The organism is Enterobacter cloacae complex sp. SHL020, assembly GCF_049236945.1.
Lineage (GTDB): Bacteria > Pseudomonadota > Gammaproteobacteria > Enterobacterales > Enterobacteriaceae > Enterobacter > Enterobacter dykesii.
Genome location: NZ_JBMKJF010000007.1, coordinates 1 through 26,426, shown reverse-complemented (window position 1 = coordinate 26,426; position 26,426 = coordinate 1). Strand labels below are relative to the sequence as shown.

Annotated in this window: 28 protein-coding genes, 1 tRNA gene and 2 pseudogenes; 19 read left to right on the top strand and 12 right to left on the bottom strand. The window is 52.7% G+C overall.

The features are described from left to right. Positions 1–118: 118 nt before the first annotated feature. Together gcvP and ACOTZB_RS16800 are read left to right on the top strand one after the other, a co-directional pair. Positions 119–2,992, top strand: a complete 2,874-nt coding sequence (gene gcvP, locus ACOTZB_RS16805; protein WP_421627852.1) for an aminomethyl-transferring glycine dehydrogenase — start codon at positions 119–121, stop codon at positions 2,990–2,992. Between the two features lie 65 nt (positions 2,993–3,057). Continuing rightward, the gene (locus ACOTZB_RS16800) at positions 3,058–3,801 is read left to right on the top strand and encodes an SDR family oxidoreductase (protein WP_047650195.1); all 744 of its coding nucleotides are present in this window, start codon (positions 3,058–3,060) and stop codon (positions 3,799–3,801) included. A 61-nt stretch (positions 3,802–3,862) separates the two neighbouring features. Here ACOTZB_RS16800 and bglA read toward each other — a convergent pair whose 3' ends face one another. Both bglA and ACOTZB_RS16790 read right to left on the bottom strand, forming a co-directional pair. Next, positions 3,863–5,296: a 6-phospho-beta-glucosidase BglA gene (gene bglA, locus ACOTZB_RS16795; RefSeq protein WP_045355607.1), complete on the bottom strand. Its 1,434-nt coding sequence runs from the start codon at positions 5,294–5,296 to the stop codon at positions 3,863–3,865. A 116-nt stretch (positions 5,297–5,412) separates the two neighbouring features. Beyond that, positions 5,413–6,144 (bottom strand): MurR/RpiR family transcriptional regulator, encoded by a 732-nt coding sequence (locus ACOTZB_RS16790; protein ID WP_032660101.1) that lies wholly within the window; start codon positions 6,142–6,144, stop codon positions 5,413–5,415. A 51-nt stretch (positions 6,145–6,195) separates the two neighbouring features. Here ACOTZB_RS16790 and yqfB point away from each other — a divergent pair, with 51 nt between their 5' ends. Both yqfB and trhA read left to right on the top strand, forming a co-directional pair. Then, positions 6,196–6,507: a N(4)-acetylcytidine aminohydrolase gene (gene yqfB, locus ACOTZB_RS16785; protein ID WP_023309102.1), complete on the top strand. Its 312-nt coding sequence runs from the start codon at positions 6,196–6,198 to the stop codon at positions 6,505–6,507. Between the two features lie 165 nt (positions 6,508–6,672). After that, the gene (trhA, locus tag ACOTZB_RS16780) at positions 6,673–7,332 is read left to right on the top strand and encodes a PAQR family membrane homeostasis protein TrhA (RefSeq protein WP_033146591.1); all 660 of its coding nucleotides are present in this window, start codon (positions 6,673–6,675) and stop codon (positions 7,330–7,332) included. Between the two features lie 73 nt (positions 7,333–7,405). Here trhA and ygfZ read toward each other — a convergent pair whose 3' ends face one another. Next, positions 7,406–8,386 (bottom strand): tRNA-modifying protein YgfZ, encoded by a 981-nt coding sequence (ygfZ, locus tag ACOTZB_RS16775; RefSeq protein WP_029739202.1) that lies wholly within the window; start codon positions 8,384–8,386, stop codon positions 7,406–7,408. A 294-nt stretch (positions 8,387–8,680) separates the two neighbouring features. Here ygfZ and sdhE point away from each other — a divergent pair, with 294 nt between their 5' ends. Together sdhE and ACOTZB_RS16765 are read left to right on the top strand one after the other, a co-directional pair. Continuing rightward, positions 8,681–8,947, top strand: a complete 267-nt coding sequence (gene sdhE / locus ACOTZB_RS16770; protein ID WP_421627849.1) for an FAD assembly factor SdhE — start codon at positions 8,681–8,683, stop codon at positions 8,945–8,947. Next, complete coding sequence (locus ACOTZB_RS16765) at positions 8,928–9,338, top strand: protein YgfX (RefSeq protein ID WP_021242050.1); 411 nt, start codon at positions 8,928–8,930, stop codon at positions 9,336–9,338. The genes sdhE and ACOTZB_RS16765 overlap by 20 nt, the downstream gene beginning before the upstream one ends. Positions 9,339–9,344: 6 nt before the next feature. Here the strand turns inward: ACOTZB_RS16765 and fldB are convergent, their stop codons facing one another. After that, positions 9,345–9,866, bottom strand: coding sequence for a flavodoxin FldB (gene fldB / locus ACOTZB_RS16760; protein ID WP_008499710.1), 522 nt, complete (start codon positions 9,864–9,866; stop codon positions 9,345–9,347). A gap of 101 nt (positions 9,867–9,967) precedes the next feature. On the opposite strand from fldB, the gene xerD reads away from it, so the two are divergent. The 5 genes from xerD to lysS all read left to right on the top strand — a co-directional run bounded on the left by xerD (position 9,968) and on the right by lysS (position 16,061). Next, positions 9,968–10,864 carry a site-specific tyrosine recombinase XerD gene (gene xerD / locus ACOTZB_RS16755; RefSeq protein ID WP_023309098.1) on the top strand — a complete coding sequence of 299 codons (897 nt, stop codon included), beginning with the start codon at positions 9,968–9,970 and terminating at the stop codon, positions 10,862–10,864. A 28-nt stretch (positions 10,865–10,892) separates the two neighbouring features. Further along, complete coding sequence (gene dsbC / locus ACOTZB_RS16750; RefSeq protein WP_029740340.1) at positions 10,893–11,606, top strand: bifunctional protein-disulfide isomerase/oxidoreductase DsbC; 714 nt, start codon at positions 10,893–10,895, stop codon at positions 11,604–11,606. A gap of 5 nt (positions 11,607–11,611) precedes the next feature. Then, positions 11,612–13,345 carry a single-stranded-DNA-specific exonuclease RecJ gene (recJ, locus tag ACOTZB_RS16745; RefSeq protein WP_421627848.1) on the top strand — a complete coding sequence of 578 codons (1,734 nt, stop codon included), beginning with the start codon at positions 11,612–11,614 and terminating at the stop codon, positions 13,343–13,345. Between the two features lie 90 nt (positions 13,346–13,435). Next, positions 13,436–14,534, top strand: a protein-coding gene (prfB, locus tag ACOTZB_RS16740; RefSeq protein WP_096059326.1) for a peptide chain release factor 2 whose coding sequence is annotated in 2 segments (ribosomal slippage) — positions 13,436–13,510 and positions 13,512–14,534 — 1,098 coding nt in all. Because the reading frame shifts where the segments join, the coding sequence is not laid out codon by codon here. Positions 14,535–14,543: 9 nt separating this feature from the next. Further along, positions 14,544–16,061 carry a lysine--tRNA ligase gene (gene lysS / locus ACOTZB_RS16735; protein ID WP_023309094.1) on the top strand — a complete coding sequence of 506 codons (1,518 nt, stop codon included), beginning with the start codon at positions 14,544–14,546 and terminating at the stop codon, positions 16,059–16,061. A gap of 38 nt (positions 16,062–16,099) precedes the next feature. On the opposite strand, the gene idi is transcribed toward lysS, so the two are convergent. Continuing rightward, positions 16,100–16,642, bottom strand: a complete 543-nt coding sequence (gene idi / locus ACOTZB_RS16730) for an isopentenyl-diphosphate Delta-isomerase (RefSeq protein WP_421627847.1) — start codon at positions 16,640–16,642, stop codon at positions 16,100–16,102. Between the two features lie 163 nt (positions 16,643–16,805). Here idi and actS point away from each other — a divergent pair, with 163 nt between their 5' ends. Further along, a complete protein-coding gene (gene actS / locus ACOTZB_RS16725) occupies positions 16,806–17,549 on the top strand; it encodes an amidase activator ActS (RefSeq protein WP_421627846.1) in 744 nt (247 codons plus the stop codon). 80 nt (positions 17,550–17,629) lie between these two features. Then, positions 17,630–17,703 (top strand) — tRNA-Gly (locus tag ACOTZB_RS16720). Between the two features lie 530 nt (positions 17,704–18,233). Here ACOTZB_RS16720 and ACOTZB_RS16715 read toward each other — a convergent pair. The 6 genes and pseudogenes from ACOTZB_RS16715 to ACOTZB_RS16690 form a co-directional block, all read right to left on the bottom strand. After that, positions 18,234–18,497 carry a hypothetical protein gene (locus ACOTZB_RS16715; protein WP_421627845.1) on the bottom strand — a complete coding sequence of 88 codons (264 nt, stop codon included), beginning with the start codon at positions 18,495–18,497 and terminating at the stop codon, positions 18,234–18,236. Then, the gene (locus tag ACOTZB_RS16710; protein ID WP_421627843.1) at positions 18,494–18,769 is read right to left on the bottom strand and encodes a hypothetical protein; all 276 of its coding nucleotides are present in this window, start codon (positions 18,767–18,769) and stop codon (positions 18,494–18,496) included. The genes ACOTZB_RS16715 and ACOTZB_RS16710 overlap by 4 nt, the downstream gene beginning before the upstream one ends. Then, positions 18,753–19,889: a PAAR domain-containing protein gene (locus ACOTZB_RS16705; RefSeq protein WP_421627841.1), complete on the bottom strand. Its 1,137-nt coding sequence runs from the start codon at positions 19,887–19,889 to the stop codon at positions 18,753–18,755. The genes ACOTZB_RS16710 and ACOTZB_RS16705 overlap by 17 nt, the downstream gene beginning before the upstream one ends. 10 nt (positions 19,890–19,899) lie before the next feature. Continuing rightward, positions 19,900–20,361, bottom strand: a complete 462-nt coding sequence (locus ACOTZB_RS16700; RefSeq protein WP_421627840.1) for a hypothetical protein — start codon at positions 20,359–20,361, stop codon at positions 19,900–19,902. Positions 20,362–20,478: 117 nt separating this feature from the next. Then, the gene (locus tag ACOTZB_RS16695) at positions 20,479–20,688 is read right to left on the bottom strand and encodes a hypothetical protein (RefSeq protein ID WP_007370270.1); all 210 of its coding nucleotides are present in this window, start codon (positions 20,686–20,688) and stop codon (positions 20,479–20,481) included. After that, positions 20,682–20,972 (bottom strand): annotated as a pseudogene (locus tag ACOTZB_RS16690) (tyrosine-type recombinase/integrase); the annotation flags it as partial. The pseudogene ACOTZB_RS16690 and the gene ACOTZB_RS16695, both read right to left, overlap by 7 nt. Between ACOTZB_RS16690 and ACOTZB_RS16685 the strand changes: the two are divergent. From ACOTZB_RS16685 to ACOTZB_RS16675, 3 genes and pseudogenes are all read left to right on the top strand, one after another. Beyond that, a pseudogene (locus ACOTZB_RS16685) lies at positions 20,970–21,182 on the top strand (helix-turn-helix domain-containing protein); the annotation flags it as partial. The pseudogenes ACOTZB_RS16690 and ACOTZB_RS16685 sit on opposite strands and share 3 nt — an antisense overlap. A 273-nt stretch (positions 21,183–21,455) precedes the next feature. Then, a complete protein-coding gene (locus ACOTZB_RS16680; protein WP_421627838.1) occupies positions 21,456–22,010 on the top strand; it encodes a PIN domain-containing protein in 555 nt (184 codons plus the stop codon). A 99-nt stretch (positions 22,011–22,109) separates the two neighbouring features. Beyond that, on the top strand, positions 22,110–22,454 hold the full coding sequence (locus ACOTZB_RS16675; RefSeq protein ID WP_421627837.1) for a hypothetical protein: 345 nt from the start codon (positions 22,110–22,112) through the stop codon (positions 22,452–22,454). Positions 22,455–22,752: 298 nt separating this feature from the next. On the opposite strand, the gene ACOTZB_RS16670 is transcribed toward ACOTZB_RS16675, so the two are convergent. Further along, entirely contained in the window at positions 22,753–23,505 is a 753-nt protein-coding gene (locus tag ACOTZB_RS16670) for a hypothetical protein (RefSeq protein ID WP_421627835.1), read from the bottom strand. 122 nt (positions 23,506–23,627) lie between these two features. Between ACOTZB_RS16670 and ACOTZB_RS16665 the strand changes: the two genes are divergently transcribed. The 3 genes from ACOTZB_RS16665 to ACOTZB_RS16655 form a co-directional block, all read left to right on the top strand. Continuing rightward, on the top strand, positions 23,628–24,086 hold the full coding sequence (locus ACOTZB_RS16665) for a helix-turn-helix domain-containing protein (protein WP_158686155.1): 459 nt from the start codon (positions 23,628–23,630) through the stop codon (positions 24,084–24,086). Positions 24,087–24,261: 175 nt separating this feature from the next. Continuing rightward, the gene (locus ACOTZB_RS16660) at positions 24,262–25,134 is read left to right on the top strand and encodes a DUF6998 domain-containing protein (protein WP_421627834.1); all 873 of its coding nucleotides are present in this window, start codon (positions 24,262–24,264) and stop codon (positions 25,132–25,134) included. A 547-nt stretch (positions 25,135–25,681) separates the two neighbouring features. Further along, positions 25,682–26,426, top strand: a 745-nt coding sequence (locus ACOTZB_RS16655) for a ShlB/FhaC/HecB family hemolysin secretion/activation protein (RefSeq protein ID WP_421627832.1), incomplete at its 3' end; no start/stop codon positions are given.

The following is a 26,426-nucleotide window of genomic DNA, read 5'->3' as shown; positions in this document are numbered from 1 at the left end:
ATCCCCCTCTCCTTTCGGGAGAGGGCAGGGGCGAGGGTGCCCATCTTCCCCTCACCCTAACCCTCTCCCAGAGGGAGAGGGAACTTAAATTCACTGCACGTTTCAGGAACCATCGCTCATGACACAGACTTTAAGCCAGCTTGAAAACCGTGGCGCCTTCATCGAACGTCACATTGGGCCGGATGCTCAGCAACAGCAGGAGATGCTGAAGACGGTTGGCGCGGATTCATTAAGCGCACTGATCGGCCAGATTGTGCCAAAAGACATCCAGCTTGCCACGCCGCCTCAGGTGGGGGAAGCCACCACGGAATTCGCCGCGCTGGCGGAGCTGAAGGCTATCGCAGGCCTGAACAAGCGCTATAAGTCTTACATTGGCATGGGCTACACCAACGTGCAGCTGCCGCCGGTTATCCTGCGCAACATGCTGGAAAACCCGGGCTGGTACACCGCTTACACCCCTTATCAGCCAGAAGTCTCCCAGGGCCGTCTGGAAGCGCTGCTGAACTTCCAGCAGGTGACGCTGGATCTGACCGGAATGGATATCGCCTCCGCCTCGCTGCTGGATGAAGCGACCGCCGCCGCCGAAGCGATGGCGATGGCAAAACGCGTGAGCAAGCTGAAAAATGCCAACCGCTTCTTCGTGGCGGCGGACGTGCATCCCCAGACGCTGGACGTGGTGCGTACACGCGCAGAGACCTTCGGCTTTGACGTGATCGTCGACGACGCCGACAAAGTGCTGGATCACCAGGACGTTTTTGGCGTGCTGCTGCAGCAGGTAGGCACCACCGGTGAAGTTCACGACTACGGCGCGCTGATTGCCGAGCTGAAATCCCGCAAAGTGGTTGTCAGCGTTGCCGCAGATTTTATGGCGCTGGTGCTGCTGACGGCGCCGGGTAAACAGGGCGCAGATATCGTATTCGGTTCTGCGCAACGCTTCGGCGTGCCGATGGGCTACGGCGGCCCGCACGCGGCGTTCTTCGGCGCGAAAGATGAATTCAAACGCTCTATGCCAGGCCGTATCATCGGCGTCTCAAAAGACGCTGCCGGTAACACCGCGCTGCGCATGGCGATGCAAACCCGCGAGCAGCACATCCGCCGCGAGAAAGCGAACTCCAACATCTGTACCTCCCAGGTGCTGCTGGCAAACATCGCCAGCCTGTATGCCGTGTTCCACGGCCCGGCTGGCCTGAAGCGTATTGCCAGCCGCATTCACCGTCTGGCCGATATTCTGGCCTGCGGCCTGCAGCAGAAAGGCCTTAAGCTGCGCCACGCTCACTACTTCGACACCCTGTGTGTGGAAGTGGCGGACAAAGCCGCCGTGCTGGCGCGCGCGAATGCGGAAGAGATCAACCTGCGCAGCGACATCCACAACGCCGTCGGCATTACGCTGGATGAAAGCACCACCCGCGACGATATCCTGAACCTGTTCAGCGTGTTGCTGGGTGATGCGCACGGTCTGGACATTGATGCGCTCGACAAAGAGGTCGCGCTCGACAGCCGCTCCATTCAGGAAAGCATGCTGCGTAACGATGCGATCCTGACGCATCCGGTCTTTAACCGCTACCACAGCGAAACCGAGATGATGCGCTATATGCACTCTCTGGAGCGCAAGGATCTGGCGCTGAACCAGGCGATGATCCCGCTGGGCTCCTGCACCATGAAGCTGAACGCCGCGGCAGAGATGATCCCGATCACCTGGCCTGAATTCTCCGAGCTGCACCCGTTCTGCCCGCCGGAGCAGGCGGAAGGTTATCACGTGATGATTAACCAGCTTTCCGACTGGCTGGTGAAGCTGACCGGTTATGACGCGCTCTGCATGCAGCCGAACTCCGGCGCGCAGGGCGAATACGCGGGCCTGCTGGCAATCCGTCACTATCACGAAAGCCGCAATGAAGGTCACCGCGATATCTGCCTGATCCCAAGCTCCGCCCACGGTACCAACCCGGCCTCTGCCCAGATGGCGGGTATGGAAGTCGTTGTGGTGGCGTGCGATAAGAACGGCAACATCGATCTGGCCGACCTGCGCGCGAAAGCCGAGCAGGCAGGCGACAAGCTCTCCTGCATCATGGTGACCTATCCGTCCACCCACGGCGTGTACGAAGAGACTATCCGTGAAGTGTGCGAAGTGGTGCACCAGTTCGGCGGTCAGGTTTACCTCGACGGCGCGAACATGAACGCTCAGGTGGGCATTACCTCTCCGGGCTTTATCGGCGCGGACGTGTCGCACCTGAACCTGCACAAAACCTTCTGCATCCCTCACGGCGGCGGCGGACCGGGCATGGGCCCAATCGGCGTGAAAGCGCACCTGGCGCCGTTTGTGCCTGGCCACAGCGTGGTGCAGATTGAAGGCATGCTAACCCGTCAGGGCGCGGTCTCTGCGGCACCGTTCGGCAGCGCCTCTATCCTGCCAATCAGCTGGATGTATATCCGCATGATGGGCGCGGAAGGGCTGAAGCAGGCGAGCCAGGTGGCGATCCTGAACGCTAACTATATTGCAACTCGCCTGAAGTCCGCCTTCCCGGTGCTCTATACCGGCCGCGACGGTCGCGTGGCGCACGAGTGCATCCTCGATATTCGTCCTCTGAAAGAGCAGACCGGCATCAGCGAGCTGGATATCGCCAAGCGCCTGATCGACTACGGCTTCCACGCGCCAACCATGTCGTTCCCGGTTGCGGGCACGCTGATGGTGGAGCCAACGGAGTCTGAAAGCAAAGCAGAGCTGGACCGCTTTATCGACGCGATGCTGGCCATCCGCATGGAGATCGACCGCGTGCAGGACGGTGAGTGGCCGCTGGAAGATAACCCGCTGGTTAACGCCCCGCACACCCAGCACGAAATGGTGGCAGAGTGGAACCACGGTTACTCCCGTGAGCTGGCGGTCTTCCCGGCAGGCGTGGCAAACAAATACTGGCCGACCGTGAAGCGTCTCGATGACGTCTACGGCGACCGTAACCTGTTTTGCTCCTGCGTACCGATGAGCGAATACCAGTAATTTCTTGCCGTACTGTAGGCCGGGTAAGCGTAAGCGCCACCCGGCTTTTTTATTGGGAGAAGAAAATGGCAATTGCACTGGTCACCGGCGCCAGCCGCGGAATTGGGAAAGCCACCGCGCTGCAGCTGGCGCGCGAAGGCTACACCGTGGCGGTGAACTATCATCACAACATTAAAGCCGCGACGGACGTTATCAACCAGATCGTTGAAGCGGGCGGTAAAGCCTTTGCCGTCCGCGCAGATATCAGTGATGAAGCCCAGGTGCTGGCGATGTTTGACAGCCTCGATCGTGAAGGCGAGCCGCTTCGTGCGCTGGTCAATAATGCGGGCATTCTGTTTGAACAATCGACTATCGAGAATTTGTCCGCAGAGCGCATTAACCGTGTTCTGGCGACCAACGTCACGGGCTACTTTCTCTGCTGCCGGGAAGCGGTAAAACGCATGTCCTTTAAGCATGGCGGCAAGGGCGGGGCGATAGTGAACGTCTCTTCCGCCGCGTCGCGCCTGGGCGCGCCGGGTGAATATGTGGATTACGCCGCGTCGAAGGGGGCGGTGGATTCGCTGACAACCGGGCTGTCGCTGGAGGTGGCGGCGCAGGGCATTCGCGTCAACTGCGTACGTCCTGGGCTGATTTATACCGATATTCATGCGTCCGGCGGAGAGCCGGGGCGAGTGGATCGCGTGAAATCCTTGCTGCCGATGCAGCGCGGCGGCCAGCCGGAAGAGGTGGCGCAGGCGATTGTCTGGCTGCTGAGCGAGAAGGCGTCGTACGTAACGGGCAGTTTTATTGAGTTGGCTGGCGGGAAATAAGCCCCTCACCCTAACCCTCTCCCCAAAGGGGAGAGGGGATCAAGCGTAGCGCCGCCCGGCGTTAAAGTTTCTCGCCGTTGCTGGCAATCACGCCCTTATACCACTCGAAGCTCTTCTTGCGGGAACGCGACATGTCGCCCGTGCCGTCGTCGTGCTTGTTCACGTAGATAAAGCCGTAGCGCTTGCTGTACTGGCCGGTGGTAAATGACACGCAGTCGATACAGCCCCACGGCGTATAGCCCATCAGATCCACGCCATCGTGCGTCACGGCTTTGATCATCTCTTCCACGTGGGCACGCAGGTAGTCGATGCGATAGTCGTCGTTGATGCTGCCGTCTTCTTCCACCTTATCGTAGGCACCGAAGCCGTTTTCTACGATAAACAGCGGTTTCTGATAACGCTCGTACAGTTCGCACAGGGAATAGCGCAGGCCTACCGGATCGATCTGCCAGCCCCAGTCGGATGCTTTCACGTGTGGGTTTGGCACGCTGCCTTCGAAACCGGAAATCGCATCGCCGGTACCGCCTTCCGCTTTCACCGCGTTGGTCATGTAGTAGCTGAAACCTAAGTAGTCGCAGGTCCCTTCACGCAGGATCTGCTCGTCGCCTGCCTCCATTTTTATGGAGAAGCCGCGGCGCTCCCACTCGTTCAGCACGTAGGATGGGTAGTAACCACGCAGCTGGACGTCGGTAAAGACATAGCGCTCGCGCATCGATTCCTGGGCGAACATCACGTCTTCCGGCTTGCAGGAGAACGGATAGAGCGCCACCATGGCCAGCATGCAGCCGACCTTCATCTCCGGGTTGATGCGGCGCGCGGCTTTCACCGCCAGGGCGCTGGCCACAAACTGGTGGTGCAGGACCTGATACATGGTCTCTTCCGGATTGTCGTGTTCGGTATAGACCACGCCCGAGCAGCAGTAGCCGAACAGCGGCGCGCGCCAGTTACGCTGGTTGTTGATTTCGTTGAAGGTCATCCAGTATTTGACCTTGTTTTTGTAGCGCTCAAAAACCACTTCCGCGAAGCGCACGAAGAAATCGACCACTTTGCGGTTGGTCCAGCTACCGTACTCCTGCACCAGGTGCAGCGGCATTTCGAAGTGGGAGAGGGTGATCACCGGTTCGATGTTGTATTTCAGCAGCTCATCGAACATGTCGTCGTAGAACTTCAGCCCCTCTTCGTTTGGCTGCGTTTCGTCACCTTTCGGGAAGATGCGCGTCCAGGCGATAGAGGTGCGGAAACACTTGAAGCCCATCTCGGCAAACAGCTTGATGTCTTCTTTATAGTGACCGTGGAAATCGATAGCTTCATGATTGGGGTAGTATTTACCCGGTACCACCTCCTGCGTGATTTCGCGCGGCACGCCGTGCGCGCCGCCGGTCAATACGTCACAAATGCTTGGCCCTTTGCCGCCTTTGTTCCAGCCGCCTTCAACCTGGTGAGCGGCAACCGCGCCGCCCCATAAAAAATCTTTTGGTAAGGTTAATTTTTTCATCGCTGCTCTTCTCAATAAATGGCTTATTGGCATCGAGTCTAGCAAAGCGAAATTGAATGTCACGATATAACAATTCACAGTAAATGTGATTTGTTACATCAAAAAAACAGGGTGTTTTATTCTGTGAGTTTCTTCGCCAGTTTACGTCCGAGAGATTCCAGAATATAAATGACGGGAATTTGCGTGGTGATGTCGTAGACGCCTGCAATACGCGTCTGAGGAACGTGCCAGGAGAGATTAAAGTCCGCCAGTTTTGCGAGACGCGAGTGCTCGTGGCTGGTTATCGAGAGCACCTTGCAGTGATGCAGGCTGAACTGGCTGGCGAAGCGCAGGATCTCCTCGGTCTCGCCCGAGACGGAAAGCACAATCGCCAGCGCATTTTTCGCCATATCATTGGTGACCGGGAAATAAGGATCATCAATATGGTTACTGAATTTCCCGATATTAGAAAAGAAGCGTGCGCCATATTTTGCCAGCGAACCCGATGTTCCGGCACCGACAAATATAATTCGCTCTGACGATAAAATAATATCAACCGCCTTATCTAATAACGCGTCGAACTCTTCATTATTTACGCTTTTAAAGAAGCTGATTATTTCGCTGGCGCCGAAGTTCGCCTGCTGGGGCTCGTTCTGTTCAAGATAAAGCTTAAATCGCACGCGGAATTCAGAATACCCTTCGCAGTTAAGCTTGCGGCAAAAGCGCAGGATAGTGGTGGTTGAGACGTCTGCCGCATCCGCCAGCTCGCGGATGGTCATGTACATCACTTTGTCACGATTTTTTATGACATAGTTGTAGACCATCATCTCCAGGTTATTGAGACTGGCAATGGCGGAATGGGAGAACATGCTCACAATGGCTACACTCACTCATCAGACTTTTCTTCAGGGAATAATAACATGCAGCCAAACGACATCACTTTTTTTCAGCGTTTTCAGGACGACATTCTGGCCGGACGTAAAACCATCACTATCCGGGATAAAAGTGAATCCCATTTCAAAACCGGCGATATCCTGCGGGTGGGGCGTTATGAGGATGATGGTTATTTTTGCACCATCGAAGTAACGGGAACGTCAACCGTTACGTTCGATACATTGACGCAAAAACATGCTGAACAGGAGAACATGACCCTGGATGCATTGAAAAACGTGATCTCAGAGATCTACCCCAGGCAGAACCAGTTTTATGTGATTGATTTTAAATGTTTATAATTAAAATCGAAACGCACGTTCGCTGAAATTAAAGTGTAACTGTCTGATTGTAATTTAGAAACGTTATGTTTAACTTTATTTTGGCTAACAGGTGTTCACTGGAATCATTCTCAGTTAGCATAGTTATGCGATGAATAATCATCTTTTGTTTTCCCGGAGTTTTGTATGGTGAGTAGACCATTAATCGCACAGGGATATTCGCTGGCTGAGGAAGTAGCCAACAGCATCAGCCACGGTATTGGCCTGGTGTTTGGGATTGTCGGTTTAGTGTTATTGCTGGTGCAGGCGGTAGACGCCAATGCCAGCGCGATGGCCATTACCAGCTACAGCCTGTATGGCGGGAGTATGATCCTGCTGTTCCTGGCGTCGACGCTGTATCACGCGATCCCGCATCAGCGGGCCAAGATGTGGCTCAAGAAATTTGACCACTGCGCTATCTATCTTCTTATTGCAGGCACCTACACACCGTTTCTGCTGGTGGGGCTCAACTCACCGCTGTCGCGTGGCCTGATGATTGTTATCTGGAGCCTGGCACTGCTGGGGATCCTGTTTAAGCTGACCATCGCGCACCGGTTTAAGGTGTTGTCACTGGTCACCTATCTGACAATGGGCTGGCTGTCGCTGATTGTGGTGTATCAACTGGCAATCAAACTGTCGGTAGGTGGCGTGACGCTTCTGGCCTTAGGCGGCGTGGTGTACTCGCTCGGCGTGATTTTCTACGTCTGCAAGCGCATCCCATACAACCATGCCATCTGGCACGGCTTTGTGCTTGGCGGCAGCGTATGCCACTTTTTGGCGATTTATTTGTATGTTGGGCAGGTGTAGTTTTTACCCCGTGCGGGCGGTTGACCTCACCCTGGCCCTCTCCCATAGGGAGAGGGAGGACACCTGTAGACAATTACTCTTCTAACGAATACGGCAGCGGCTCAATACTCAACGTATTCGCATCGTCACGCACGCGGAACACGCTATCGGCTTCCATGTCGTTGTTCATGACGGCTTGAACTAAAAGACGTCCATCATCCAGCTGTACGGCGGCTAACACGGTGCCGGTGCGGCGCCAGTTATCACCCATCTTCAGCTCTAAGTCTTCACCCGCTTCAGGTACACGGCTGGCATGACCCGCCAGCGTCCACAGCGCGCGTTTGTTTGCCCCGCGGAATTTTGCACGCGCCACCATCTCCTGGCCGGTGTAACAGCCCTTTTTAAAGCTGATGCCTCCCAGCGCCTGCAGGTTCGTTGCCTGAGGAATGAACTGCGCGCTGTTTGCTGCGTCAATCACCGGCAGACCCGCTTCGATGTTCAGCGCCAGCCACTGCTGACTGTTGTTGAGCTGCGCTTCGCCGCGCAGCGCTTCGGTCACGCGTTCGGCCGTTGCCGCATCCGTGACTAACAGGAAACGCTCCGCCGGGTGTTCAAACCACAGGATGGAGGTCGCGCCTTCGCTGACCACCTGCTTTTCTGCGTCCGGCAGTTCGCTGAAGAGATTTTTCAGCGCCGCTCGCGCCTGAAAACCAGCCACTCCCAGCAGGACATGTTCGTCGTCCGGGGCGATAGTGACTTTGGAAAAGACCGCGTACTTCTTCAGCTCTTTGAGCTGGGCCTCTTGCAGGCTGCGGCGCTCAATAAAGGCAAAGCCGTCCTGACGGCGGAAGAGGCGCAGGTTGCTCCACATTTTGCCTTTTGGGTCGCAATGCGCGGCCAGCAGGTGCTGGTGTTCGGTCATCTGGCTGACGTCGGCGGTCACCTGGCCCTGCAGATATTTTTCGGCGTCGGCACCGGTGAGCGTTGCCAGCGCCCAGTCATCAAGAGAAATAAGCGTCAGCGGCAGACGCGCAGAGGCGGCGGGCTGGCGAGGAGAAAATGGTGTAAATGCCATAACGATATCCTGAATTGCTTAACGCTTTGATAATGCCTAATGGTAAAAGAGCCTGCAGGCAATGCAAGCGCTTTCAACAGACCATTTGTGCCCTAAACCGGTTATGCGTAGCGCTACGCAAAATAATGTAATCCGCTGTCTTTGTAGGGATTATTCTGGAAGCCTGCTCGGCGATCGCAATATTCCAGTAATGAAACGGTCAAAAACACGTTACACTAGCTGGTGTCCCCGTAGAGAAATAAAGAACACTGAACGGGGTACCGACTGTGCCAAACGTAATGCAGGAAACTGAACATGGATATTAACAACAAGGCCCGTATTCACTGGGCGTGCCGTCGCGGCATGCGTGAACTTGATATTTCCATCATGCCTTTCTTCGAATATGAGTATGACAGCTTAAGCGATGATGATAAGCGTCTGTTTGTTAGCCTGCTTGAGTCTGACGATCCGGATTTATTCAACTGGCTGATGAACCACGGCAAACCCGCCGACACCGAGTTGCAACGGATGGTGCAATTAATTCAAACACGGAATCGGGAACGTGGTCCTGTGGCAATCTGATCTTCGCGTCTCGTGGCGCTCGCAGTGGATGTCTTTATTGCTCCACGGCCTGGTTGCGGCCTTTGTGTTGCTGATGCCGTGGCCGCTGAGCTATACGCCGCTGTGGCTGTTGTTACTCTCGTTTGTCGTGTTTGACAGCGTACGCAGCCAGCGTCGCATTAATGCTCGTCAGGGAGAGATTAAATTACTGATGGATTCCCGCCTGCGCTGGCAGGGTAAAGAGTGGGATATTCTTGGTATGCCCTGGATGCTCAACTGCGGCATGATGTTACGGTTACGCAAGGTGGACGGCGGGCGTTGCCAGCATCTGTGGCTGGCGGCTGACAGTATGGATGCTGCCGAGTGGCGAGACCTGCGCCGGATGCTGTTGCAACAGACGACGCAGGGATAATGCGCGTTAGCTAAACTTTTCTGCCATTTCGCCCAGAATCTGCTCGCACCAGGTTTGCAGGCGCTCATCGCTGAGATCGTACTGGTTGGTTTCATCCAGCGCGAGCCCAACAAACAGCTCGCCGTCGGCAATAATCGGTTTTTTACTGGTGAACTCGTAACCTTCGGTTGGCCAGTAGCCGATAAACGACACCCCTTTCGGTGCCAGTTTGTCATGCAGCATGCCGAGCGCGTCCAGGAACCATTCCCCGTAACCGAGCTGGTCCCCCATGCCGTACATGGCAATGATTTTGCCGTCGAGGTTGACTGAGTCGAGTTGATCCCAGATGGCTTCCCAGTCTTCCTGTATCTCACCAAAATCCCAGGTTGGGATGCCAAGGATCAGGACATCGTACTGTTCCATCAGCGCGACCGCGTCATCTTTCAGGTTATGCAACGTCACCAGTTCCGGGCCAATGATGTCGCGAATTTTCTCTGCCGCCATTTCGGTGTAGCAGGTGCTGGAACCATAGAACAGACCAATATTCATCGCGTAACTATCTCAATTCTTGCTTTGACTATGCGCGTAGTGTACCAGAAACCGGTCGCAATCAGGCATAATGGCCTGACTGCAGAATCAAAGGGGCTGATGTGGAAAAGGATCTCGCACTGATCGAACAGTTTCTCGACGCGCTGTGGCTGGAGAAAAATCTGGCCGAGAATACCCTCAGCGCCTACCGTCGCGATCTCACCATGCTGGTGGAGTGGCTTGCGCACCGGGGGTTATCCCTTGCGAGCGCGCAGCGTGACGACCTGCAGGCGCTGCTTGGCGAACGTATCGCAGGGGGCTACAAAGCCACCAGTTCCGCGCGTTTGCTTAGCGCCATGCGTCGGCTGTTCCAGCATCTCTACCGTGAGAAGATTCGCGAAGACGATCCCAGCGCGCTGCTGGCTTCCCCTAAGCTTCCGCAGCGGCTGCCGAAAGATCTCAGCGAAGCACAAGTTGAGAGATTATTACAGTCACCGGCTGTTGACCTGCCGCTGGAGTTACGCGATAAAGCCATGCTTGAGCTATTGTATGCTACCGGCTTGCGCGTTTCGGAACTGGTTGGCCTGACGATGAGCGACATCAGCCTGCGTCAGGGCGTGGTGCGCGTCATTGGTAAAGGAAATAAGGAAAGGCTGGTTCCGCTGGGGGAAGAGGCGGTTTACTGGCTGGAAACGTACCTGGAGCACGGTCGTCCGTGGCTGCTCAATGGTACGTCTATCGACGTCCTGTTTCCGAGCCAGCGCGCCCAGCAGATGACGCGGCAAACGTTCTGGCATCGCATCAAGCATTACGCCACACTGGCGGGTATCGACAGTGAAAAGCTTTCGCCGCACGTATTGCGTCACGCCTTCGCGACGCATCTGTTAAACCACGGCGCTGATTTACGCGTGGTGCAGATGCTGCTGGGCCACAGCGATCTTTCCACGACGCAAATTTACACCCATGTCGCGACGGAACGCCTGCGGCAGCTACACCAACAGCACCACCCTCGTGCGTGAGTGCCGACGAATTGTAACAGGATCACATATGAAAAAGTCTTTCGCGCTGTTCACCCTGCTGGCAGCCTCATTTACCGGTTTCGCCCATGCGGACGACGCCGCCATCAAACAGTCGCTGGCTAAGCTTGGCGTCACCGGCAGCGATATTCAGCCTGCACCGGTTGCCGGCATGAAAACGGTACTGACCAACAGCGGCGTGCTGTACGTCACCGAAGACGGCAAACACATTATTCAGGGGCCAATGTACGACGTGAGCGGCGCGCAGCCGGTGAACGTCACCAACCAGCTGCTGATGAAAAACCTGAACGCGCTCGAAAAAGAGATGATCGTCTATAAAGCGGCGCAGGAAAAACACGTTATTACCGTCTTCACCGACATCACCTGCGGCTACTGCCACAAGCTGCATGAAGAGATGAAAGACTACAACGCGCTGGGTATTACCGTGCGCTATCTGGCCTTCCCACGCGCGGGCGTGCAGAGCCAGCCAGAGCAGGACATGAAGGCGATCTGGTGTGCGAAAGACCGCAACAAAGCGTTTGACGACGCGATGAACGGCAAAGGCGTTAAGCCGGCCTCCTGCGACATTGATATCGCTAACCACTACGCGCTCGGCGTGCAGTTTGGCGTGAGCGGTACGCCTGCGATTGTCCTGAGCAACGGCTATGTCGTTCCGGGCTATCAGGGGCCAAAAGAGATGAAAGAGTTCCTCGACGCGCACCAGAAACAGTTTGGTGGTAAATAATCCGCGTGAAAGCCCCGATAAAATTGCGCCGCCGCGAGGCGGTTGAACCGGTTGATTTGCCAGACGATCTCCCGGCGCTGCTTAAGCGCCTCTACGCCAGCCGCGGCGTGCGTCGCGCTGAGGATCTTGAGCGCAGCGTGAAAGGGATGCTGCCCTGGCAGCAGCTGAGCGGTATCGAAAAAGCTACCGAAATGCTCTACAACGCGCTGCGTGAAGGAACGCGGATTGTGGTGGTAGGGGATTTCGACGCCGACGGCGCAACCAGCACCGCGCTGAGCGTGCTCAGCCTGCGCGCGCTGGGCTGCGATAACGTCACGTATCTGGTGCCTAACCGTTTTGAAGACGGCTATGGCCTCAGCCCGGAAGTGGTCGATCAGGCTCACGCCCGTGGTGCACAGATGATCATGACCGTCGATAACGGGATCTCCTCCCATGCGGGCGTCGATCATGCTCACGCTTTGGGGATCCCGGTGCTGGTTACCGATCACCACCTGCCGGGCGAAACGCTGCCGGATGCTGAAGCGATTATTAACCCCAACCTGTGCGACTGCGATTTCCCATCGAAATCCCTTGCGGGCGTAGGCGTGGCGTTTTATCTGATGCTGGCGTTACGGACTCTGCTGCGCGATAAGGGCTGGTTCGACTCTCGCGGTATTGCCGTACCGAACCTGGCGGAATATCTCGATCTGGTGGCGCTGGGCACCGTCGCGGACGTGGTACCGCTCGATACCAATAACCGCATTTTGACCTGGCAGGGCCTAAGCCGCATTCGCGCGGGCAAGTGCCGTCCGGGGATCAAGGCGCTGCTGGAGATTGCCAACCGCGATCCGCTCAAGCTGGCGGCAAGCGATTTGGGCTTTGCCCTCGGCCCGCGTCTTAACGCAGCCGGAAGGCTGGACGATATGTCCGTCGGCGTGGCGCTGCTGCTGTGCGACAACATCGGTGAAGCCCGCGTGCTGGCCAACGAGCTGGACGCCCTGAACCAGACTCGTAAAGAGATTGAGCAGGGGATGCAGGCCGAAGCGCTGACCCTGTGCGAAAAGCTTGAACGCAGCGGCGATACGCTGCCGGGCGGCCTGGCGATGTACCATCCCGAGTGGCATCAGGGGGTGGTCGGCATTCTGGCGTCACGTATTAAAGAGCGCTTCCACCGCCCGGTGATCGCGTTCGCGCCCGCGGGTGACGGCACGCTGAAAGGCTCTGGCCGCTCGATTCAGGGTCTGCACATGCGCGATGCGCTGGAGCGTCTCGATACGCTGTATCCGGGTCTGATGATCAAGTTCGGCGGCCATGCGATGGCGGCTGGCCTGTCTCTGGAAGAGGAGAAATTCGACGAGTTTCAGCGTCTGTTTGGTGAACTGGTCACCGACTGGATCGACCCGGCCCTGCTGCAGGGGGAAGTGGTGTCCGATGGCGAGCTTTCACCGCTTGAGATGACGATGGACGTGGCGCAAATGCTCCGCGATGCCGGCCCGTGGGGGCAGATGTTCCCGGAACCGCTGTTCGACGGCCGTTTCCGTCTGCTGCAGCAGCGCATCGTCGGCGAACGTCATCTGAAGGTGATGGTCGAGCCCGTGGGCGGTGGACCGCTGCTGGACGGCATTGCCTTCAACGTCGATACCTCCATCTGGCCGGACAACGGCGTGCGCGAGGTCGAGCTGGCGTACAAACTGGACATCAACGAGTTTCGCGGTAACCGCACCCTTCAGATCATCATCGACAATATCTGGCCAATTTAGCGGCAGTAATCTCTATAAAAAAGGGCGTGGATTCGGTACAATCCCGCTCTTATCACCGCATTTTGACAAGTCCATAAAAGAAAACAGACCATGTTTGAAATTAATCCGGTAAAAAACCGTATTCAGGACCTCACGGAGCGCTCTGACGTTCTTAGGGGGTATCTTTGACTACGATGCCAAGAAAGAGCGTCTTGAAGAAGTAAACGCCGAGCTGGAACAGCCGGACGTCTGGAACGAACCTGAACGCGCACAGGCGCTGGGTAAAGAGCGTTCCTCTCTAGAAGCTATCGTAGATACGCTGGATCAAATGGCCCAGGGGCTGGAAGATGTTTCCGGTTTGCTGGAGCTGGCCGTCGAAGCCGACGACGAAGAAACCTTTAACGAAGCCGTGGCAGAACTCGACGTGCTGGAAGAGAAGCTGGCGCAGCTGGAATTCCGCCGTATGTTCTCCGGCGAATACGACAGCGCTGACTGCTATCTCGATATTCAGGCGGGTTCTGGCGGCACCGAAGCGCAGGACTGGGCCAGCATGCTGACGCGTATGTACCTGCGCTGGGCAGAAGCGCGCGGCTTCAAAACCGAGATTATCGAAGAGTCTGAAGGTGAAGTGGCCGGTATTAAATCCGTGACCATCAAGATTATCGGTGATTACGCCTACGGCTGGCTGCGTACCGAAACCGGCGTGCACCGCCTGGTGCGTAAGAGCCCGTTCGACTCCGGTGGCCGTCGTCATACCTCCTTCAGCTCCGCGTTTGTGTACCCGGAAGTTGATGAAGATATTGATATCGAAATTAACCCGGCGGACCTGCGTATCGACGTTTATCGCGCATCCGGCGCGGGTGGTCAGCACGTTAACCGTACGGAATCGGCGGTGCGTATTACCCACATTCCAACCGGGCTGGTAACACAGTGCCAGAACGACCGTTCCCAGCATAAGAACAAAGACCAGGCCATGAAGCAGATGAAAGCGAAGCTTTATGAGCTGGAGATGCAGAAGAAAAATGCTGAGAAACAGGCGATGGAAGACAACAAGTCCGACATCGGTTGGGGCAGCCAGATCCGTTCTTACGTCCTTGATGACTCCCGCATCAAAGACCTGCGTACCGGGGTTGAAACCCGCAACACGCAGGCGGTGCTGGACGGCAGCCTGGACCAATTTATCGAAGCAAGTTTGAAAGCAGGGTTATGAGGAACCAACATGTCTGAACAACAAGCACAGGGCGCTGACGCGGTAGTCGATCTTAACAACGAACTGAAAACCCGCCGCGAGAAGCTGGCAGCGCTGCGCGAGCAGGGCGTGCCGTTCCCGAACGATTTTCGTCGTGACCATACCTCAGACCAACTGCACGCTGACTTCGACGCTAAAGAGAACGAAGAGCTGGAAGCGCTGAACGTTGAAGTGGCCGTCGCAGGCCGCATGATGACCCGTCGTATCATGGGTAAAGCTTCCTTCGTGACCTTGCAGGACGTGGGCGGCCGTATTCAGTTGTACGTTTCCCGTGACGACCTGCCGGAAGGCATCTACAACGAGCAGTTCAAAAAGTGGGACCTGGGCGATATCCTGGGCGCGAAAGGTAAACTGTTCAAAACCAAAACCGGTGAACTGTCTATCCACTGCACCGAACTGCGTCTGCTGACCAAAGCCCTGCGCCCGCTGCCGGACAAGTTCCACGGCCTGCAGGATCAGGAAGCGCGCTATCGTCAGCGCTACCTGGATCTCATCTCTAACGATGAATCCCGTAAGACCTTCAAAATTCGCTCCCAGATCATGGCCGGTATCCGCCAGTTCATGGTCAACCGCGACTTTATGGAAGTGGAAACCCCAATGATGCAGGTGATCCCTGGCGGCGCGTCTGCGCGTCCGTTCATCACCCATCACAACGCCCTGGACCTGGACATGTACCTGCGTATCGCGCCGGAACTGTACCTGAAGCGTCTGGTTGTTGGTGGTTTCGACCGTGTGTTCGAAATCAACCGTAACTTCCGTAACGAAGGTATCTCCGTTCGTCATAACCCAGAGTTCACTATGATGGAACTCTATATGGCGTATGCGGATTACAAAGATCTGATCGAGCTGACCGAATCCCTGTTCCGCACCCTGGCGCAGGACATTCTGGGCACCACGCAGGTTCCTTACGGTGAAGAAGTCTTCGACTTCGGCAAGCCGTTCGAAAAACTGACCATGCGCGAAGCGATCAAGAAGTACCGTCCGGAAACCAACATGGCGGATCTGGATAACTTCGATTCTGCGAAAGCGATCGCCGAAAGCATCGGTATCAAGGTTGAGAAGAGCTGGGGTCTGGGCCGTATCGTGACCGAGATCTTCGAAGAAGTGGCCGAAGCGCACCTGATTCAGCCGACCTTCATTACCGAATACCCGGCTGAAGTCTCTCCGCTGGCGCGTCGTAATGACGAGAACCCGGAAATCACCGATCGCTTTGAATTCTTCATCGGTGGCCGCGAAATCGGCAACGGCTTTAGCGAGCTGAACGATGCGGAAGACCAGGCTCAGCGCTTCCAGGATCAGGTTGACGCGAAAGCGGCAGGCGACGACGAAGCGATGTTCTTCGACGAAGACTACGTGACCGCGCTGGAGCACGGCCTGCCACCAACGGCGGGTCTGGGTATCGGTATCGACCGTATGGTGATGCTGTTCACCAACAGCCACACCATCCGCGACGTGATCCTGTTCCCGGCCATGCGCCCGGTGAAATAAGGCGTTAAGATGTAAAAAAAGCCCCGAAAGGGGCTTTTTTATTGCGCCGCGAAGGCTTTGAGTTTTTCGCGGGCGGTCGTCGCTTCCATGACCATCCACGGGCTAAAGGCCCAGGGCGTCGCGTCCAGCGCGCGGAATAACGCGTCCAGCTCAACCCACTGAAAGTCCATCACTTCATCTTCGTTTATCGTCACTTCATTGGTGATGCGGGCCGCGAATACCGGGCAAATTTCGTTTTCCACGATCCCGGACGGGTCGGTTTCCCGATAGCGAAATTCAGGGGCGACGGCGGTGATATCGGCCAGCTCAGCGCCTACTTCAAAGCGGCAGCGGCGGATTATCGCCTGGACTGTCTCTTCGCCGGACTGTGGGTGCCCGCAGACGGAGTTGGTCCAGACGCCGGGCCAGGCCTTTTTGCTTAAGGCGCGTCGAGTGATCAGACACTCGCCTTTTGCGTTAAAAAGCCAGGAAGAGAACGCCAGATGCAGCGGGGTATGTAAGGTGTGCGCGGCATATTTTTCCTGAGTGCCAATCACCTTTCCCTGGTCATTTACCAAAATAACGTGTTCTTGAATACTCATTGATGCTCCAGTGCCAAAATGCCGAGTGGTTCAGCACCATCAGCCGGATCATTATACTGCATTCTTATACGAACGGTTTGGCGCGTAGAGCGGAAAAGGGCATGACCCATATTCGTTTTGGCTGTTATCATAGTGCGCCATTCACGCTGACCGAGGATCTGTTTTGTTTGCAGGAAGCCTGACGAGAAATCCCATCATCGCCATTTTTTGCCTGACGCTGACGCTATTGCTGGCGGGCTGTTCAGGGAGCAAATCTTCGGATATGGGTAGCTATTCCGGTTCGGTCTATACCGTTAAGCGCGGGGATACCCTGTATCGAATTTCGCGCGCAACGGGAACCAGCGTGAAGGATCTGGCGCGGCTGAATAACCTCTCGCCGCCATACACCATTGAGGTGGGGCAGCAGCTGAAGGTTAGCGGCGGATCGTCATCGCGTAAAAAATCCTCTTCGAAAGGCAAAACCGCCAAAGTGACGCCGTCCTATCAGGTGCCGCAATCGTCATGGCCGCCGGTTGGACAGCGTTGCTGGATTTGGCCTGCCAGCGGTAAAGTGGTCGCCCCTTACTCACTTTCTGAAGGTGGCAACAAGGGTATTGATATCGCCGCTGCGCGCGGTACGCCGGTTTATGCCTCCGGGGCCGGGAAGGTGGTTTACGTGGGTAACCAGCTGCGCGGCTACGGTAACCTGATCATGATTAAGCATGGCGAAGACTACATTACGGCCTATGCGCACAACGACACGATGCTGGTCAACAACGGGCAGAACGTCAAAGCCGGGCAGAAGATTGCCACCATGGGCAGCACCGGTACGGACGCAGTGAAGCTGCACTTCCAGATTCGCTATAAGGCAACGGCCATCGACCCGCAGCGCTATCTGCCTGCGCCCGGCAGCAAACCGAAGTGCTAAGTGCTTATTTAATCGCCGGTTAGTTGTGAATAGGCTTGTATGAAGGTGCGTAAGGTCTATAATGCCTTACGCACCTCAAAGCGGGCGTAGTTCAATGGTAGAACGAGAGCTTCCCAAGCTCTATACGAGGGTTCGATTCCCTTCGCCCGCTCCAGATCTCTCCCCTTGTTGCAAAACACCGCCAATACCTAGCTTAAATGTGTTTAGCTATCAATAAATTACTTAATATAAGTTGTCTGTGATCGTTCTACCATTGAACGACGATTTACCAACAAGAGGTACACTGTTAGTTGTCACGGATAGTTACTATGGAAATGAGAGTGTAACTATTCGGCGGCGGCAGTTCCAACCTCACACTGCGATAGCACAACGTGATGGCGAAGCCTGATCCGGGTATTGTCTCTTACAACAGACTGATCATACGCATTTCAAGCCCGATCTGCGGCTCTCAGCGCCACGTAAACAGGTTTATGGTGATTACGTACCTACAAACGAAATGTAGGCTCTATCAGCGTTTCAGCCACGCTCCCGCAAGGGTACACGGTTATCCTGATAAGGTGTGATCTCTCTGACAATCTGATGTTTTCGCCTAACGGCTCCGCTTGTTGCTTTATCACCAACGGGGCTTTATGGCTTCTATTGCTTAAAATCGGGGAAAGGCTGGTGGGTTCCAGCCTTTGGCGGTCATCTCACCTTCTTGAAGATGAGCAGGATCAGCGGGACGCAGACAGCGAAACCTACAATAGAGGCTAACGCTGAATCAGAGTGGTTTTGCGATAGCTCCATAACAAACGACGTTAGCTGAGAGGGGGTAAAATCCCATCCTTGGCTCACGGTTTCTGAGAAGTTAACGGCGAAGACCAGATCGAAATACAGCACGATAACGTAATACGCTATGCAGATCAGCGTGATGCTCACCCACCTGATCCAGAATTTCTTATTCATCATCTCACCTTTTTAAAGATCAGTAGGATGAGAGGCACGCAGATCGCAAAGCCAAAGAGGGCGGCAGTGAAAACGCCATCAGTGGCTTGCATGATTGAGTCTATCGAAGCTTGGTACTCTTTTAATGGGATTGGGCCAGAAAACCGCATACTTTCACTCTCGCTGAATGCGGAAAAAGAGAAGGTAGATAGCACCAGTGCGATAAAGTAGCATAGCGATACAATGGCAATCCCACCCCATCGGAGAACGGTTTTAGTTCTATTCGTCATCGCCATAAGATCCCCTTAATACGCCACCTACAGTACCGCCGGAATATGGAGACAATGAATCGCCAGTGGCTGCACCTTCCGCAGCAACATGCTGAACTACACCGCCGGGAGTTTCCTGGAATGGTTGTAAGTTACCTGAATTAGGGTATTGCTCTTTGAATACTCCGGTCATCTCAACGACAAGCATTGAGGACATGTCTTCACCCTTCGCGATGAGAAATCTTTGCAGCGATACCGGAACGGTAAAATCTTCCTCGGCTCCAATAGGTAGTTGGGTCGTCGTAGATGTGTAACCGTGCTCAAATACCGTAGAGCCAGCAAACTTAATCCCCGCAACTGAATGTGTGGTGCAGTTGCTGCCAGTAACGTCATACCCATCAATGGTATGGCCTCTCCTCCTTGTTGTCTTTGGCATTTTTGATGTTTGTATGGCTGGCTTACTGCTGTTCCATAGGTCTTCGAAGAACGCTCTTGTCTTCACCGGGTTAGCATCGTCTATGCGGAAAACACGAGCACCCATCTCATAGAGTTCAGAACGATAGTAAACCCTTGCATCTTCATCTTGCAGGAAGTTAAGAATACCATCTCCCGTAAAGCCTCCACGATTCGTTCTGCCATAGCGACCATACGTGTAGAGATAGACATTGTTATTCTCGTGCACCGAAACGAAAGCGTGGCCTGCGTTTTTGGTTTCAGTCCAGATGTAAACACCGTTCAATAGCTGGTTATCTTCTGGCTTGCAGGTGTCAGCAAAGCTGTTTTGCTTCTTCGCTACTTGTGCGTGCTGCACTGGCTCTACAGGCACTATAGCCCAAGAAGGGGTATTAACCTCAACGGTGCCAGGCGCGATAAGAAAATTAGTGCCCTGCGGACAACCGCAGTGGATTTCTGCACCGTCCACGGCGACTGCGGCGCTATTTGAGCAGCGAGGATCACCACTCACTATCACCCCCACTTTCCTGCATTTCGGGCAAGGGGTGGTCTTATCGCCGATATAGAGTTTCCACTTGCCCATGACAGACATACCGGGGCGGGCGGCGATACATTGTGCGCCTGTAGATGTTTTATCTCCATGTAGACCAACGTTCTTACCGTGAACTGTGCAGCCTCTGTTAACCGATGCCATAGTGACCGCCTTATTTCAGAAAGTTTTCTGGCAACGATTCCCCTGCTCGGACTACTCTTCTTCCGGCATTCTGTGGGCTACTGATAATTTCGTCGCCGTTGTCGAGTAAGCTACCGACAAGAGCGGCGGAGTCACCAGAGGTATTGTCTACTCCAGTGCTGATTTTCGCGGTGGTTCCATCTGGATAACGAACTTCATCACCCACAAGAGATACATTTAGGCGTGTTCCGTCTTCAATTTCGATCTGCTGCCCGTTGTATTCACTGATAACCGTTCCCCCGTTGCGGGTTAAGCTACCCTCTGTAGCAATCAGATAAGCGGCTGTAACTGGGTGAGCGAGGTTGTAGGCGTTTCTTTCAGCGATCAGATTACGGGCTTCTTCGTTCATTTCCGCGAACTGTTCAGCTGTGAATGGTGACTGGTCAAATGCTGCCAGCATTTCGGCGGTGAGTTCATTGGTGTATTGCTTCATAAGTCCCTCTACTTGCTATGGAAATAATTTCAGTGGCTATTTTACAAGCAATGACCACATGAGCAACAAGTATTAGACTTAAGCAAAATTATGTTTCGTAACAACCAGTAAAGGGGGTTACTCCTCCTCAAAGGTCATTGTGTAGCGGCATTGCTGCGACGGTCTGATCGTCACTATCTCCGTATAATTGGCGTTGCTGTATACGCAAATCTTCGCGTTGCCTGTCTCCTCTTCATCACTGAGAATCAGGGTTATCTGTCCGGCATTCGCCAGGGCTGGTAATAGCGCCACTATCAGCACAATCAAGTGTTTCATATCGATCACCATTCTAAAGAAAACTCCTCTGTTAAATCGTCCTGCACGTCCTGACCATACCCGATGTAATACATGGTTGAGCGCGGATCTGTCTGTCCCAGGAAATGGGCGATAGTTTCAATAGCCACTCCATTTTCGAATAGGACTAGCCCCCGACTTTTTCGCGGCGTATGGCAGCCCACGTTAGAGAATCCGGCTCTACGTCCCATCTTCTCAAATTCAGTGAATACCGTGTTACGGGTTACGGCGTTGCCTTTGCTACGGAGATCGCCCTTGCTAAAGATGAAATCCGTCTTGCGGAGATGGAATGTGACCTCTTGGTTGAGCGGACCCAGGCGGGTTTGTCGCGGGCAAAAGCCGAAGGAAAGAAGCTGGGAAGACCGTCGAAAATCGCCCCAGAAGCCCGTGACGCGATTGTAGAGAAAAAGAATAGCGGAACTAGTGTCAGTGCGTTAGCACGAGAATATGGCGTTTCTAGAGCTACGATTGCTGCAATACTTGATTAAGGCTCATCTGCATCTCAGGCCCGAGCTGGCATTTTGGGTAGCAGTGTGTATTTCTTTTGACCGTCAGAAGTGGTCTAAAAGAGGTTATGTTACATAGCTAATTCACATATTAGATCGCCGTCCATTCAGGATTATGTATGATTGGTGTGCCATCAGATAGGCATCCAAGACCGAAGAAACATTCAGTTTGGTTTAAGGTGATTGTTAATAATTGCTACTAACTTCTCTGAAGATTAGTATTCTTTCTATTCCTTACTTGCGGAGATTAAAAATGTGCATTATCTCTACATCGATACCTGTGTTTGGTTAACTATATCAAAGTCAAAGAATCAGCATGCACTACTTGAAGCATTTAACCAATTATTGGATAGTAACAACGCTGCTATTGTAATCCCAACCTTGGTGAAGGAAGAGTTTCTTAGAAATAAGGACAGGGTTATCGAGACTACTAAGCAGCAAATTGGTTCGGAATTCCATAAAGTCAAAAAAATAATCGGGGCTTATGGAGGTAATGGTAAGGGCCAAGCGCTAGCTGTATTAAATGATGTTGGAAGTCGCTTGCCTATTTTAAGCGAAGTTACAGGGCATACAGCGGAGATGATTGAATCTCTTATGGATAAATGTATAAGTCTTGAGGCTAGTGATTCCGTTCGGTTAAAAGCCGTGGCAAGGGCATTGGATAAGAGAGCCCCTTATCATCGTTCAAAAAACAGCGTTGCTGATTCAATATTAATTGAGTTGTTTTACGACTTTATGAAAGATAAAAATGGCGTCTTCCATTTTGTTACGGAAAACTATACGGATTTCAGCTCGTTAACTGATAGGTGAAATCCACATCCGGATTTTGGTGAGATATTTTCTGATAATGTCCACTATCATTTAGATATCGCTGAGGCGATAAATAGTATAGAACCTGAGCTTTTGAGTGTGCTTGAAGAAGAAAATAATTGGGTTGATGACACAAGAAGCTTAACAGACATACTAACTGCGATTAATGAGTATTGTGAAAAAGCATGGTGTAACCGGCATAAATACAGGGAGTATAAAATTGAAATAGGTGATATATCTATAATACCTAAAGGAGATGCACGCCATGGTAATAATGTTACTCATGAAGATATCTGGGAAAGGGCAAAGTTGGCAGCTGAGAAAGTCGAAGAACAATATGAAGACACTGGCCCTTGGGATGATTTTGAATGGGGAATGATCAATGGCAAGCTATCTGCCTTAAGATGGGTGCTTGGAGATGAATGGGATATGTTAGATACCTAGTGATAATTAATCCTATTCACGGGTATGGATTACATCCTGCTGCTTTGAATATCCGCCTGTTTTTGAAGCTCTGGTTATGATTTATAAGTATTCTATATTGTGGCTTTTTCCGGTCAGCTTTCTAGTTCTAAACTGACCGGAGTAATTAGGAATGATGTAGCAAAAGCTGGAGCCTTTACATGAGAGGAAAACGCTTTCTTGAAACTATAAGATACTCAAATGCCAGACAGCTTTCGCATAACGTAGTTACATCTGCCTGTCTCCTGCTATGGGTTTGATAAAAAGATGCAGTATGCGATCAGAAGTTGTTTATACAGTTAGTGTAAACAAAGGCCGCTGAAACCTGAGCATCTTGTTTCGGGTGTTCATATACGTAGTCAACGAAGGTCTTATAGAGCATGATCATTTGAGGAGTGACTTCGGACTTACCGTTCATATTATCAAGTCGCTGATAATATTCACCTTTGCTCATTCCTCCGTTTCGGCCTTCGGTTACGTTTGCAGTAAATTGAGCCATACCCATGCACATTTGATCTTTATGGTTATTTGTTTTATCCGGGTGGATAGCCCCTTCTAACACTTTATCACCGCTGATGGCATGTTGTGCCCATATTGAATTGTTGGCGATAAACTTTTTGGAACCGGTCGCAATACCGTATTCGATGCGAATGCCATTATCGTGATAGCTACCGTCAACATCTTTAGTCGCTAGCTTTAAAGATATGCGGCAACCAGGGAGTGTTTTATGTTCTTGCGCCGAGATAATAACGGTGTCCGTATCGCAATCAGCAAAGCTGTATTCGGGGTTAACGTAGGTGTTAGTTTTGATGAGCAGCCCAGTAAGTCCGTTTTTATAGCCTTTTGCCGGCAGCGCTTTGAAGGCGCTGCGATCACCCTTTTTGATTGCTTCCCGGAAGTGATCCATACCGATGCGCGTCGCCAGTTGATCGATGCTTTCTGCTGCATAAGATCCAGATGACGCAGCGATTAACATAATGGTCAGCACAGACTTGGCTGAAAAACCGGGCTTACTAAGCCGTGTTTTTGACATGTTGTTACCCCTCAGAATCCACCCCAGCGGTGTCAGTTATCGCATCATAGACCATTGATTCAAAATGTCACTATTGGAGCGTGGTTATTTAGTGGACATCTGCGCAAATTCAGGGCATGAAAATGACCCTGAGAAAACTGTTTGGACAACGAGTAAAAGAGTTGCGCATTGCCACCGGATTGAGCCAGGAAGCCTTTGCCGATCGGTGTGGGTTTGCACGTAGCTATATGAGCAGAATTGAACGTGGTGGCTCTAATGCGTCTCTGGACGCGATTGAGGTGCTGGCTAACGCTTTGAGCGTTGAGCCGTGGCAGTTATTAGCGTCTGGCTCATCTGAAGATAACGACCCGGAACTGTTGGTTCCATACGCGGCCGATGGTTCCTGTTTTCACCCCGGTTTGGCGAGCACCCGTGATGGTTCGTTTGGCGTAGGTGATAAAGCGGCTCAGAAGCGTTTTGGCACGTTTTCTGAAGCTCTTGAGTATCTCCGTAGCATGGAGACAGCAAAATGGCGTAGGCCCAATGCCAGTGGCAACTGGGGTATTGTTTCGGCAGTGCGGTGGGGCAAACTGAGAAAGTGAAGTAAGTGTAAGTTTATAAATTCTGGATGCTGTATTAATGAACAGTCTTCTTTGGCAAAAGATGAGACACCTATGAATCAGTCTTACTCTTCTATAAGAGTCGACAAAACATCAAAATCCAGGTGCGTTACGTAGGCGTTACAGTGGCATTTCACTTCGGCAATGGAGAGTGTTTTTGAAAAATAATCATTTAACATCATATGATTGGCTAAATGCGCTGAATAATCTTGAATTGCTTTCACTTCATTCCGAAATTTTAACGCAGTTGCGTTCTAGAGGTGTCATTCGCACCAAGAATAATCCTGTTGGTGACTATGCTGAATGGCTGGTTTCTAATGCACTGGGTATGACTCTTCTCAGTAATTCGTCGGCGGGTGCTGATGCCATTGATGCTGATGGCCTGAAAGCGCAGATCAAAGCTAGGAGAGTTACGCCGGATAATCCTTCCCGGCAGCTTAGTGCCTTGCGTAACTATGAGGCAGCCGATTTTGATTATTTAATCGCGGTTATTTTCGATGAGACTTACAACATTCTTGATGCTTACAAAATCCCACATGAAGTAATACGAGATTATACACGGCATAGTGACCACGTTAACGCACATATCGTTAACCTCAAGGGCGCGATTCTTACTGATCCCCGAGTTAGTTCCATCAAAGAAGACTTGATTGTCAGGAGTTCGGCTTCAGTCAATGAAGCGGCTATGCAAACCCTTCCACCCGAACCTATGGAAGAGGTTTTGAATCAACCAGAGAAGATAACGAGTAGTGTTACCCTGGTCAGCCTCCTTAAGGCTATTGGGATGGAGTGCTTCGTAAACTACTACCATCATTTTGCCGATTCAAATTTACCAAGCGCTTATATCATTGAGCAAATGCACTCACGTGAGGGTTATACAGAGAAAAGTTGCCGGAGCCGTCTCAGTAAAGCGCGAAAAGTGATCAGGGATGGTTTAAGTATTGAGGCTTTGGCGTTGATCGCTGACTCTGAGCGAATGCAAGATTCTGTCAGAAATGACGCGCTAAAACTTATCAGCGTTCTGGATTGAAGCGGTTTGCAAAACGTTGTAGTTCCTCCTACAAAACCCTCCTACAATGCATCACGTTTTTGTTAATAAATCCATGGGATTACGAGAACTTTGGAGCGGGGGTGATTTCCCTTCGCCCGCTCCAGCTTTTCCTGATGTTATCTTCCTGTGCCTGTTTTTACCCCGTCCACGCTTTTCCATATAGATATCGTCATGCTGTTGATTGATAACTTCAAAGACGTTATCGCGCGAGCCCCATATTCAGCACTGAATTATCAGACTCCATCAGAGTTCGCAGCACGATGAGTACAACGGGTAATTTAATCAGCACTACTCGCTGACGTTTACAACTCATTATTGGGAAGGTTAGTTAATATTTTGTGAAAGAAGTAAGCATGATCGAATAATGAAACTTTCAGAAACTATACTCTTCTTTATCACGGATTTTTATTTTTTTTAGACTTAACGCAAATACTACTACCAATTATAGTAGCCCTCTTTTTGAGACTATTCTCTATTGCGTCAGAGCTGGCATAATTAAGAAAATCAAAAAAATATTATCCTTTATATGCGCTATTACAGCAAAGCCGTCTTTTTTTGCTCGTTATTTTTTTGCTCTCTGAGCCATGCAGCCCCCCTTACTCCTGCTGACCGGGACACCGTGCGTCAGCAGCAGGAGGAACTGTTATTAAAGAACCAGCAACAGCGCGAAGAGCTGGAGCGGAGTATTCCTCGCCCCGCGCCTGCCAGACCTCTGCCTGCAACCGGTGCCGGGCCCTGTTTCACCATTAATATCATTACCCTTTCCGGTGCGACCTTAATCTCCCCGAAAACCCGTCAGACCCTTGTCGCGCCGTGGCAGGGCCGGTGTCTCGATATGGCGAAAATAACGGAACTTCTCGCCCATATTTCTGACTGGTATATCAGCCGGGGATATATCACCAGCCGCGCCTTTCTCACCGAGCAGGATCTCTCCGGCGGTCAGCTGAATATTGTGGTGCTGGAAGGCAGACTGGAAGCAATTCGTCTGGAAGGCGAAACGCCGCGCATGCTGAAAATGGCGTTTCCGGGACGGGTGGGGGGCATCCTTAATTTACGCGACATTGAACAGGGGATGGAGCAAATTAACCGTTTGCGTACCGAGCCGGTGCAGATTGAAATTCTTCCGGGAACGCAGGCCGGATATTCCATCGTTAATCTCACGGCCAAACCTGAATTTCCCTTAAGTGCATCCGTAAGCCTGGATAATAGCGGGCAGAAGAGTACCGGCGAAGATCAGCTGAGTGGCGTGCTCACCGCCAATAATATGCTGG

Coding starts and splice junctions, on each gene's coding strand:
- ACOTZB_RS16705 (WP_421627841.1), bottom strand. CDS start 19,889: ATGGCATCGGTTAACAGAGGCTGCACAGTTCACGGTAAGAACGTTGGT.
- fldB (WP_008499710.1), bottom strand. CDS start 9,866: ATGAATATTGGTCTGTTCTATGGTTCCAGCACCTGCTACACCGAAATG.
- ACOTZB_RS16710 (WP_421627843.1), bottom strand. CDS start 18,769: ATGGCGATGACGAATAGAACTAAAACCGTTCTCCGATGGGGTGGGATT.
- gcvP (WP_421627852.1), top strand. CDS start 119: ATGACACAGACTTTAAGCCAGCTTGAAAACCGTGGCGCCTTCATCGAA.
- ACOTZB_RS16800 (WP_047650195.1), top strand. CDS start 3,058: ATGGCAATTGCACTGGTCACCGGCGCCAGCCGCGGAATTGGGAAAGCC.
- ACOTZB_RS16700 (WP_421627840.1), bottom strand. CDS start 20,361: ATGAAGCAATACACCAATGAACTCACCGCCGAAATGCTGGCAGCATTT.
- sdhE (WP_421627849.1), top strand. CDS start 8,681: ATGGATATTAACAACAAGGCCCGTATTCACTGGGCGTGCCGTCGCGGC.
- ACOTZB_RS16695 (WP_007370270.1), bottom strand. CDS start 20,688: ATGGTGATCGATATGAAACACTTGATTGTGCTGATAGTGGCGCTATTA.
- idi (WP_421627847.1), bottom strand. CDS start 16,642: ATGAGTATTCAAGAACACGTTATTTTGGTAAATGACCAGGGAAAGGTG.
- ygfZ (WP_029739202.1), bottom strand. CDS start 8,386: ATGGCATTTACACCATTTTCTCCTCGCCAGCCCGCCGCCTCTGCGCGT.
- ACOTZB_RS16715 (WP_421627845.1), bottom strand. CDS start 18,497: ATGATGAATAAGAAATTCTGGATCAGGTGGGTGAGCATCACGCTGATC.
- trhA (WP_033146591.1), top strand. CDS start 6,673: ATGGTGAGTAGACCATTAATCGCACAGGGATATTCGCTGGCTGAGGAA.
- yqfB (WP_023309102.1), top strand. CDS start 6,196: ATGCAGCCAAACGACATCACTTTTTTTCAGCGTTTTCAGGACGACATT.
- bglA (WP_045355607.1), bottom strand. CDS start 5,296: ATGAAAAAATTAACCTTACCAAAAGATTTTTTATGGGGCGGCGCGGTT.
- dsbC (WP_029740340.1), top strand. CDS start 10,893: ATGAAAAAGTCTTTCGCGCTGTTCACCCTGCTGGCAGCCTCATTTACC.
- ACOTZB_RS16665 (WP_158686155.1), top strand. CDS start 23,628: ATGACCCTGAGAAAACTGTTTGGACAACGAGTAAAAGAGTTGCGCATT.
- ACOTZB_RS16790 (WP_032660101.1), bottom strand. CDS start 6,144: ATGTTCTCCCATTCCGCCATTGCCAGTCTCAATAACCTGGAGATGATG.
- ACOTZB_RS16670 (WP_421627835.1), bottom strand. CDS start 23,505: ATGTCAAAAACACGGCTTAGTAAGCCCGGTTTTTCAGCCAAGTCTGTG.
- lysS (WP_023309094.1), top strand. CDS start 14,544: ATGTCTGAACAACAAGCACAGGGCGCTGACGCGGTAGTCGATCTTAAC.